Annotated in this window: 6 protein-coding genes; all 6 read left to right on the top strand. The window is 51.8% G+C overall.

Features of this window, described 5'->3' with window-relative positions:
* The first annotated feature begins 4 nt into the window (after positions 1-4).
* A complete protein-coding gene (locus TMES_RS21020; RefSeq protein ID WP_085586287.1) occupies positions 5-364 on the top strand; it encodes a ribbon-helix-helix protein, CopG family in 360 nt (119 codons plus the stop codon).
* Positions 361-3,354 carry a TraI/MobA(P) family conjugative relaxase gene (gene traI, locus TMES_RS21015; protein WP_085586285.1) on the top strand — a complete coding sequence of 998 codons (2,994 nt, stop codon included), beginning with the start codon at positions 361-363 and terminating at the stop codon, positions 3,352-3,354. Before TMES_RS21020 ends, traI begins: the two co-directional genes overlap by 4 nt.
* 572 nt (positions 3,355-3,926) lie before the next feature.
* Positions 3,927-5,420: a hypothetical protein gene (locus TMES_RS21010; protein WP_085586283.1), complete on the top strand. Its 1,494-nt coding sequence runs from the start codon at positions 3,927-3,929 to the stop codon at positions 5,418-5,420.
* Positions 5,421-5,476: 56 nt separating this feature from the next.
* Entirely contained in the window at positions 5,477-6,502 is a 1,026-nt protein-coding gene (locus TMES_RS23215; protein WP_085586281.1) for an OmpA family protein, read from the top strand.
* Positions 6,499-7,812, top strand: a complete 1,314-nt coding sequence (locus TMES_RS21000) for an EH signature domain-containing protein (protein WP_085586279.1) — start codon at positions 6,499-6,501, stop codon at positions 7,810-7,812. The genes TMES_RS23215 and TMES_RS21000 overlap by 4 nt, the downstream gene beginning before the upstream one ends.
* Positions 7,809-11,021 (top strand): DEAD/DEAH box helicase, encoded by a 3,213-nt coding sequence (locus TMES_RS20995; protein ID WP_085586277.1) that lies wholly within the window; start codon positions 7,809-7,811, stop codon positions 11,019-11,021. Before TMES_RS21000 ends, TMES_RS20995 begins: the two co-directional genes overlap by 4 nt.
* Positions 11,022-11,408: the final 387 nt, after the last annotated feature.

Here is an 11,408-nt window from a genome sequence, read left to right as displayed (position 1 = left end):
CCTCATGGCCACCACCCGCAACCTGGTTAAAACCTATCTCGACCCCGCCGAACTGGCCCGTCTCGACACCCTGACTGGCCAACTCCGTCTCAGCCGGTCGGAACTGCTCCGCCGCCTGATTGTCGGCACACGCTTGCCCAATGCCCGCGACTTTGCCGCTTCCGAGGCCATTCTCGATCTGCTCAAAATCAATGCCGATCAGGCGCGTCTGGGCAACCTGTTCAAGCTCGCACTCGATGAACCGCTCAGTGCCGATCTGCTGGTCAGGTTTGACCAGTTGATTGTCGAGATCGAAGGGACGCAAAATGCGTTGAAAGATCTGGTGCGACAGATTGATCACTCCATCCGGCACAAAGCCCCATGATTGCCAAGAAGATCCCCAAAGACCCGAATGTCGCCGATAACTACAAGGAACTGGCCCATTATATCGCGGCGGCCAAAGAACCCGGGGAGAAACTCGACACATTCTGGATTGCCAATTGCGGCGCAGGCGAAAAGCGCGAAGATCTTGATCTCGCACTCGTCGAGATTGACGCGGTTCGGCGTTTAAAGCCCGACGTCAAAGACAAATCCTATCACATGATTGTTTCTTTCCGCCCCGGGGAGAAAGAAAGACTGTCTGAACAGGACCTCAAGGACATTGCCCGGACCTATGCCGAGGCACTGGGTTTTGGCGGCCATCAATATGTTGCGGGTACCCATATCAACACCGACAATTTCCATATGCATATCGCCTTTAACAAGGTGCATCCGCAAACCCTTCAGGTGGTCACGCCCTATCGCGATTACAAAATTCTGGATCGTGTCTCGCGCCAGCTTGAAAAGAAATACGGGCTGTTTGTTGATAACGGCATGGCGCAGCGTATGGATAACAGCGCTAAACTTTCGCCCTCGGCACGGGATTATGAATCCCAGACATGGCAGGAGAGTTTTCAAACCCATGTGCTTGGCCATCGCGACGAGATCCTCAAACAAACGGCAGAAGCAAAGACCTGGCAGGAACTGCACGCCGTTTTAAGAGATTACGACATCACCCTTAAAAAGCGCGGCAACGGTTTTGTCCTGCTTGGCCCCGATGGCCAAGGCATGAAGGCATCCGCGCTAGATCGTTCCATGAGCAAGGCGGCACTGGAAAAGAAGTTCGGGCAGTTTAAAACACCGGTCGAGGAACAACAAGCCACACAGAGCAAACCACACCGCCCCAAACGGCGTTATAAAAACCGCCCCACCTTGCGCCACCCTGCCATGCCGCCGCTCTGGCGCAAATATCTTGGCACCCGCAAACTGGTCCCGACCCACAGCACCCTGCTCGGTCGATCCCTCTCAAACTGGAAACTGTTTCTGATCAGTGAGGCCTATCGCGATCCGCTGGCCATGGTGTTCCTGATCGCCCAGCAGGAACTGCTTCACCTGGTGTTTGGCAATGACAGACCCACACCGGTGACCAAACTGGCCAACCCGGCGCTGGCCGCGTGGAAAGAAGCCGGGAACTGGGCGACGGCAAAATCCCTGACCTGGCTGTCAGAGACCCGTTCGACCGGTCGGGGCTGTCGCATGGATGAGGACGGCAATCTTCTTGTGCCGTTCAAGGATCGTAATGGCCATATGCAGGCTGTGCGTCTTTATGCGCCAGACGGTAAAATCATGGAGATTGGCCATAGCCGGGCACGCGGCCTGACACATGTCATTGATCCGAAAAAGCAGGTCGCCAAAGGCCCTGTCATTTTTACCAGTGACTATGCCGATGCCGTTAAAATCCATGAGGCGACCCGTAGACCGATTGTTATTGTGGCCGATCCTGCGGATCTGGGCCGGGTGATTGCGGAACACCAACGTCGCAGCCCGGAGATCACGCCGATCATTGCGGGCGATGCAAAGGCGGCTCTCCCCGGCATTCCAAACGTGGTCCTACCCGATCAGGATGACGCAATCGGGATACGCCGCGCCTTTGCTCATGAAACCAACGATCAGGCTTTTCTGGTCTGGGATGCCTGCACCGACTGGGCCAAGCCGGGCAATGCCCCATGGCTTAAAACGGCGGGCCTACGCGGCTATGGCGTCAAACTGACCGCGGATGGCGAGGTCGCTGTCCCGCTGAAAGATCGCTCTGGCCGGATTGAAAACGTCATGCTGATCGACAAACAGGGGCAACAACGTCTGGTGCTGGATACGGATCCAGAACACCCACCTGGCCATATGATCGATCCGCAACGACGGCGTGACAAGAACACTATTATCATTGCCCGGGATTACGCCGATGCGGCGGCCCTGCATCGCGCCACCAACTGTCCGGTGATGGTGCCCGCCGAACCCGATGGCTGGGCCGCATTGGCCGAACAGATCCGGCAGCGCAACAGTGACGCCCGGATTGTTGTTGCGCTTGATGCCACAGAAAGTGTCGAGGACACGGAAAAGGCCGCAAAACTGGGCGTGCAGATCGTCCGGCCAGAAAGGGCATCCGCCTTCAAGGACTATGCCCGGAATGGATCAGGGCGCAATGCCGCCCGGCTGCTGGAGCTGGGCCACGCCCCTTACAATTTTGATCCCCGGAAATCACAATCGAGCTATGTGAAGCTGCAAGACGCTGACGGAACCGAACGCATTCTCTGGGGGATTGATATTGCTGATTGTGTCAAACAATCAGGTGCCGCCAAAGGCGACTGGATCACGCTTGAAATTGCCGAAAAGAAGAAAGTTCAGGTTGAAGAACGCTATCGCGACGAAAAGGGTCTATGGCAGAGCCGAACCATCGAGACGCATCGCAATGTCTGGAAAGCCGAAATCGTGCCCGATCCCGCTACCGCCCCGACCATGACCACCCTGCGCAATGAACTGGCCACACCGGTTGGCGATGATGCATGGATCGCCTGGCAAAAGGCTTCCACACCCGACAGGAAAACCATTGCAGAACGGCCAGAGATGGGAACGGCAAAAGCATGGGCAAACTATCGTGTAGACGAAGCCGGCGAGGTTCTTGTGCCGCTCAAAGACAGCGGAAATCGTCTCTGTGCGATATACCGAATTGATAAAGACGGATCAGGTGAAATGCGGACCGGGCCGGGTGACGGCAAAGGGTTGCATCATGTCGTCGGGGGCAAACTCTCCAGAAATCCGAAAGAGCCAATTCTGATCGCCGAGAATCGGGTCAGCGCCATCGAGCTAAACCGTCTGACACAGAAGCCGGTTGTATGGGCGGTAAAGGCAGAAAACCTGAAGCCTGTGGCGGAAAATATACGGCGGTTTAATCCCAAGCATCAGATCGTTATCGCGGCGACGGATGCGCATATGACCAAGGAAAATCGACCGATAGAATTGGCACAGGAGGCGGCTAATGCCGTCGCGGTGCGACACTAGTTGTTCCGCCGTCATCGCAACACGACAGGGCGCGAAATGTTACGTCGTTTGGGGAGATATTGCGCCACAGCAAGACAAGCCAAGTGGAGAAAACATTGTACAAGGTCGGGCTAAAATTCACTGTTTTATTCGGGCGAACACTAACTCAGCAGTTTTGATGTGAAAATCGTAATTATTCCGAGAACAATCGATGGTTTATAAGGATGGAATTGTAGCGGTCCATGCTTATAAACCATCTCAGGCACCAATCATCAGGTTAATGGGATAGATGATATTGTTCTCACCCCCGTTCAGGCCTAGTCAATTCCACAATCGGCGACTGTCAAGCACCGCTTATGGAATCACGAAAACATTGTTTATAAACAATTTTAGGCTGTATCAAAAAACCCATAGACGAACCGATGTACTTCTCTCACGACATTAGTATTGAGAGAATTTTACAATCATGCGTACAATCATGACTGCACGTATAGTCACCATTCATTTACTTCTGATCGAGCTCGTCGAGGGGGAATATCACTAAAAATGGCATCACAAGATTCCACACAAATTAATGTCCGCTCAGGCAAACGATGAACCTGATAAATCAAGCAATGGCGGCGGGAGCCAAGACCGGTGAGATAATTCTCTATATCGCCAACTGGATTGTTGCCGATTATTGGCCAGGACTTCTCAGCCTGATATTTTTTACTGCTGCAGCGGTACTAGGGATATGGATCGGATACAAGTCCCGCTCTTTTATTACTGCCTATAAAAATGCAATTATAAGCGTCGACAAGGCTGCATCCGGACATAAAAATTTGGATCTTTCCAGCCTTGAGGAAAAATTAAATTCACAGAAAACTCGCCCCGCGCACCGACTGGCTAATGCATTTAAGGAGTTCCGCGAAACTCTTCTGGAAATAGGTTCAGGCGATGAAACCACGGTAAAAAACGCAATCCGGCCATCAGCATTCCTGAACGCCGATGAGCTCGGTTTCTCGCTAAGGTTCTACCGCATTTACCCCCCTTTGTTCGTCTCTGTCGGCTTGTTCTTTACGTTTCTTGGTTTGGTTGCTGTACTGTCTTCCACAGCAGATATTCTACCTCACGGCCAGACTACTGATCAAACGGCAACAATGAATGCTTTACGCATCCTACTCGGTAAGGCATCTGCGAAGTTCACCATTTCTCTCTCAGGTCTGCTCTGCTCTATTCTTTTGAATTTCTGGCTCAAATTATGTGTTCACAAAATCGAGGATCAGGCTGATGCTTTTACAGTCAAGCTTGAGGAAAAAATGGACTTCATCAGCCTTGAAGGGCTGGCCGAAAAGCAGTTAAGGGCGGTCGAAGATCAAACTTTAGACATGAAAGACCTGATCACAACGATGACTGCGGAGCTCTCCGCGCCGCTCAAACAAGTTACCGAAAGCTCTATAAAGAACATCGACAATATGGTCGGGAAATTGGGCGAAAATATTACATCAGGATTAGGTGGCGCTCTCGAAAAATTTTGCACCCGGATTGAAGAAGCAAGTAACGCTCTTGATACCATGGGTACCAGCCTTCAGCAGGCGGCCCAGCAATTCGACACCACACTAAAAGCATCAACGCAAACCCTCGACACATCTGTCCAACGATTGGAACAGGTTAGTACGCAGTTAACAACTGCTGGCAAAGCTGTCGGAGAAGCCACTCCTTCCCTTCTAGAGACCATCAAGGAAACGAACAATCACAGCTTGAAAATTGCTGAAGGTTCGGTGTCGATGGTCAACGCAGCCAAGACAACCATCACCGAAGAAAAAGAAATTGTCACCGAAACGATGAACGCCCTCCGGGACCTTATCAGATCCTTCGAAAGCAGGGCCGCAGCCTACGACGGACAACTCGAAAAAGCGTTCAAGACCTATCAGGACGAAGTAGCAAAAACCATCGACCGGCTGGAACGGCATGGCTCCGGCGTTCAAGATCGGTTCGTGGAAGCATTGGGTGTGCTTCAGACTGTAATTGAGAACGCCAAATCCTTTGAACCGGAAAGCATCGCCAAGTCGACGAATGAAGGTGAACCTAACGAGGTCGAAACGTGAGACACCCTTTCCGTCGTCGGCGTGGAGAAGAAGAGGAGGAATCGGTCTTTATCTCGATGACCGATATGACAATCGGCTTTCTATTTATTGTCATCATCCTTCTTGCTTTTTTCGCCACGCAAATCTCGCCAGGTGAAACCGTACCGAAACAGCTGCTGGACGAGCGAGACGACCAGATCGCCTTAATGCACCAGCGACTGCTGCTTTATGACGAACTGGTAAAAAATACCGATCAGAACGTGATTGGCACCCTTCAACAGCAAATTCAATCGCTTACTGTCGAGAAACGAAAACTGCTAGCGCAACTCCAGCAACGAAATACGTTATTGACCAACTTGCGCGAGGATTTGGATGTTGGCCCAACCGACGACCTGCGGCGGAAAATTCTAGACCTACGCGCGGAAATCGAACTGCTGCATGAATTGCTCCGCGAAAAAGAGACGGAAAACCCCATAGCCCGCTACAACATTCTCGCATCATCCGAACTGGCGTCATTACTGAATCGTGTGCGCAGCAGGATCAAAGAAATTGACGACCAAATCGACGTTGAAATTTCACTAAAACAAGATGCCCTGCAATTTCGCGGCGACGGGTTGTTCGCACGCGGGCAACAGAAACCGTCACGGGACGGTCGTGAAAAAATGCAGGAGATCGCAGCTATATTAAGCGCGGAAATCGGTTGTTTTACAGTTGATAATGCAGCCATGACCGAAAGCTGCAATCCAAACGCTACTATTATTGATGCGATTCAGATCGAAGGTCATACCGACAGCGATGGAAACGATATTTACAATATGGGGCTTGGAGCAGGCAGAGGTGCATCAATTTATAATGTGATGATATCGGCACATCCAATGCTTCTGAAATTTCTCAATCTTCAAAAACAACCCATTTTTTCCGTGGCTAGCTACGGCGAAGGACGTCCGATTGCTAATGAGGCAATTGACGGCGGAAAAGATGCCAACCGTCGGATAGATATCCGCTTCATCATGTTCTCGCCAATTACAGAACAAGCCATTCCTCGAAATATCAAAGACCTAACTCGTGTTCGCGACATATTGGCAAGAAGGGTTGCAAGATGAGCCTCGCTGATCTTCTTGTCTTAAGTCCAGAGTTCCGAACCCGGTCCTTCGATATGGTTCCGTTAGAAACCGCCGTTACGAAGATCAAACGCGCTTTTCCGGACGTTGAAACAAAAATCCCTAACGATACCGAGACAATAGTGCAACGTGTAGCGGCGTCAGCCCGCACCGCCAACTGGCAAGAAATTTCTACCGGTGATGTTGCCATTGCACTGCTCGCGTCTTTGTTAGAAGAACTCCCTATACCCAACGACCTCCAAACGTTTCTGACTGCAGAAGCAATAGCGACAACCAACCCGCGTCTGCTCGATGCCATAGCACGGGCATATCTGGAAACATGGTCGAGCGGTTCAGCAAAGACATCCCATTTACACAGCCTGCTCATAGCCCGCGCCGACAAATTACCCAATCGTTGGCAGAACTTGTTTCTCTCATGCCCCGAATTTCTGGATATTGAAGCTGGTCCTCAATTAATTGGAAATCGAATGGCGACCGTCGTAAACCCGTACCATTGGCTAATCAAAGAGGGCCTCCCTGCGCCACACGGGTCAGGCTTCATGGAATCAGCCCACACAGCATTTCTAACACAAAACCCGAACCCTAAGACCATTCCAGCTCTCGATAAACTCCTGTCATGGGCAGCACCTGCCGACGCGGCAAAGTTGGATGACAAACGCTCGGCTGAAGTAATTGACTGCATTCTGTCTCCCTGGACAACAGCATCATGCCCTCCCGACTATCGCGAAACGTGCATTGATCGACTGATCACCCTGTTCGGTGATCCAAGGCGCGACAACCCTGCATTCTGGAATCTCGTTGCGGCACCTCATCGGCGTGTTCTGAATAAATGGTTGGCGCGCAAGAGCATGGAAGCCATGTTCCAGGTGGTTACAGAAGCGGAGCAGGACACACAAAACAACAACCATTGGCCTGGTCGGCGGCTTTTCTGGATGAGCATTTATGAAGACGGCCGTATAGACGAAGCGTGGTTCGCACTTGGCGATGACATTATTCCAATAGCGAACAAGCTGCATCAACGCACCGGGGATAAATCCTACCTTAGTTTTGGCCGACAGATACCGCGCAAAGGAACCTGCCTATTATTCATAAGGATCGGCGAGAAGATTTTTGTCGAGGGTTCACACAATTTCAGGATCCATACCTTTCCAAACCCGATACGCCCAACCCCGCAGCTCTATGCCTCAAGCTACAATATAAACGAGATCTTGCTTCCCAAGCCTCACGCTGATGCGCGCGTACACACCGGTGATTGGAAAGGCTGGGTCAGAGATAGGATCAAACAAACATGAACCGGTTCCAATTCACAGTAGACACGAATGGAGGCCTACTGAGCGTTGCGCAAGAACGAAAAGGCCTGATGGATCGGTTTCGGCGACGGGAACGTGTTGACTTCGATAGCTTGAAGACATCGGATCGCGTGTTCGCTATCACTCTTGCCCGTATCAGAGGATTAGATCGGGATAACAATCATCATCGATTTGAAGCGGACACCTTGTTCCTTGACCATTGGATGCTCTCGAGGGTGGACGACTTTTCTGCCAGAGTATTGGGCTTGCCCCCCCGATTATCAGGCTTTGATTTCCATGCCGCTACACCTGCCACTGTAGGCAGCAAACGTTTCGCCCTCGAATGGTGGTGGGAAAAGGGCGGGCGTCAGGTTCAATTAAACCGAATTGGGTCGATAGTCCAAAGCGGCTCTAAACGTATGCGGCTGCCGGCACCAATTTTCGACGCGATTGAGTTGTCAAAATCCTTTAACAGCTCTGCACCGCTGCCGGAGCATTGGGAAGCCCTGGCACGTTTCCGTAAGGCTATTGGTATGGTCGAGGGTGACGGTGCTCAACCCGAAGGATTTTTAAAGCATATCGAAATTGTCTCTTGCGACCGGGTAGGACTTTCCATCGACGAAACCAACCCATCTTCTTTTGCCCCAATCCCCTTCACTTCAAGCCAACTTGGCGAAAAAGACCTTGCATCAACGGAAAGCTCCCCCCTCGCAGGAGACGAGCTTGAAACTTTCAAACAAGAGGCAAACAAAAAAGGCGCTCAACCCGCCTATAAAATTAGCAACAACCGCTATCTGATTCTGGATCGATCCGCGATGCCCGTGGTCGACGTGATCTCACGGCATGCCGCCCTTTCCGAAGAAGAGAAGCTGAACTTCCTCGAAAATACCGAACAAATCATTTTTGAGGCGATAGAAGATGCGCTCCGTCAGGACGGGAAACTAAACGAACTTACATCCCCTCAAGACCAGGTCGAAGCAGTTGAGTCCGCCTTCAAATCAGCTTGGGCTGAGACACGCGAATGGGCCGAGCGTGTAATTGAAATCCGCAAGTGGAAAAAGCCTGAAATAGCAGTACCAGATGGCAGCGGCACCAGTTGGCTACCAAACGATATCGACGCGGCCCTGGGCGAGCTTCTCGGTACAATTCCAGACGAGGATTTAAAAGAACTGGTCTTAGCCTTGGTAAAAGCCATTGCAGAAAACCGGCCAACCGTACCAACAGCCTATGGCGATGTTCCCGCTTTACCGCTTGTATATGAAGCCCTAAAACGCCGCCTTGAACTTTATCTGGCACGCAAAGAAAGCACAGTTCCCAACGACGAGGTAACTGCCTTTCTTCCGGTCACCCTCGACAATTTCTGGGAACTTCAGTTTCGCGAACGGTTACGGCAACGTCCCCAGACCCTGAACTCAAATATGCCCGCTGCAGTCAAGCAAAAGCTGCGTCCGTATCAAACTGAAGCCTTTCGCTGGCAAGTAGAAGCATGGCAGGCCGGCCTGCCCGGCATCCTGAATGCCGACGAACAAGGGCTGGGAAAGACACTGCAAACTTTATCCTTCCTGACCTGGTTATCGATCGAAGGAATACTGAGTGGGGCTATACCCAATCGCCCAATCCTGATTGTCGCACCAACTTCATTACTCCGGAACTGGGAAGAAGAGATTAAAGCCCATCTGGAGCCCGGACTTTGGGGTAATCCCGTACGGCTCTATGGACCAGAACTGCGACAATCGCGCAAAACCGATGTCAGAGGCCGCGATATACAGGATGGCCATGCAAGGCTCGACTTCACTGAACTTTACCAGGGCAACACGCCACGCATAGCAATCACGACTTACCAGACGTTAGCGAACTATGCTGTCAGCTTCACTGAAAATCAGTTCTCAGTAGTTGTCTTCGACGAGATACAGAACGTAAAAAACCCGGCCACACTCCGAGCTGTCGCTGCTAAAGCGGTCAATGCCGACTTTCGGATCGGATTAACGGGAACACCTGTTGAGAACGCAACACGCGATTTATGGGCTGTAATGGACCAGTTGTTTCCGGGGGCACTTGGGGCACTCACTGATTTCCGAACGACGTTCGATACCCCCAAGGCAGGAAATATGCGCGCCCTTCACGCAGCTATCTTTCAACCCCAGGCAGGAAACCCCAGTCTTGGTCTGCGACGAACCAAGGAAACAGTTGCCCGCGAGCTGCCGACCAAAACGCGGGTCCTTCACCCCCGCATTATGCCGCCGGTGCAAGCTTTGCGCTACGATGAGGCACGTCGGCCCGGTCAAACCTTGTTTGGGCTCCTTCATCATATCCGTCGAACCTCGTTGCATCCAGGGCTGATCGAGGGCGAAGCACCGGATAGCTTCACTCATTCGTCGGCCCGGATATCCGCAGCTATGGATATCCTCACCTGCATCAAGAACAAAGGCGAGCGCGCCCTGGTCTTCGTTGAAAGCCTTGATGTGCAACACTGGTTCGCGGAATTAGTAAAAATCGAATTCGCCCTCGCCCGCGTGGACATTATCAACGGTTCCACACCGATTTCGCATCGCCATGAGATTACCAAGCGGTTCCAAAGACATCTAGACCTCGATGAGGGGTTCGACGTCCTCATCCTTGGACCAAGGGCTGCGGGCACAGGCTTGACCCTTACCGCCGCCAACCATGTCATTCATCTCACCCGCTGGTGGAACCCGGCGGTCGAGGAGCAATGTAATGACCGCACCCATCGTATCGGCCAAACGCGACCCGTGACGATCCACATTCCTCTTGCCATACACCCACGTCTGCAACGCGGTTCGTTCGACTGTCTCTTGCAATCGTTGATGCGCCGAAAGCGGACGCTTGCTGATAGTATCCTATGGGGACCTGAAAGTGATGAGAGTGAATTGCTCACGCTATACGAGGCGATTATTACAGCCGATGAAGCAAGCGATGAGACGAACGCCTCTGAATCCCTGACCCTAAATGGGTATCCTAGCCTGATCGCGGAGGAAATTGATCACAATACGCTCAGAATAAGCCCCCGCACCGGAGGAGCGAGCGTTATCGTTACGACCGAACCATTAAGGATAAACAAGGACGCTCTCTCAGGCACCGATGCTGCTGTCGTTCTGCTGGCAAGCACAAAGGATCGTTTTCCTCTCATCGACACCCCCATATCTGTATTAGGAGGAGACAAGCTATGGCCAGAGTTTGTTCTGCCTGAATGAGGCCATGACAAGAAATGCTTCACACCTATTTCATATGTTGATCATGAGCGATGGAAAGCGCCTATTGGCCAAGTCTCTGCTGGAAAATGAACGCTTTTTGTGCGTCCGAAAAATTCGATGCTTTCATTTCTGCCGCTCCTTTTTCCAACCAGAAATCTAGCGGTAAGCGTCCTCTCACGGCTACCTTGCGGGAGAGAGCGAAAGTCCGGATTTTAGGAGCAAGAGGGAGCGGTGTCTCCGAACAGCTCAAGAAACCGGGATTTGGCCGACATATGTAGTTATGACATTGTCAACAGACTCCGTCTGCCGACAGAGGAAAAGCAGCGTCTTGTTGCAGCGAGTGCTGAGATATTACGGCGGTTTAATCCCGAGAACACGATAGTTATT

Source organism: Thalassospira mesophila (assembly GCF_002115755.1).
In the GTDB taxonomy this organism is placed as follows: domain Bacteria; phylum Pseudomonadota; class Alphaproteobacteria; order Rhodospirillales; family Thalassospiraceae; genus Thalassospira; species Thalassospira mesophila.
Note: the sequence above shows the minus strand (reverse complement) of the source record. Positions and strands in the feature narration are given on the sequence as shown.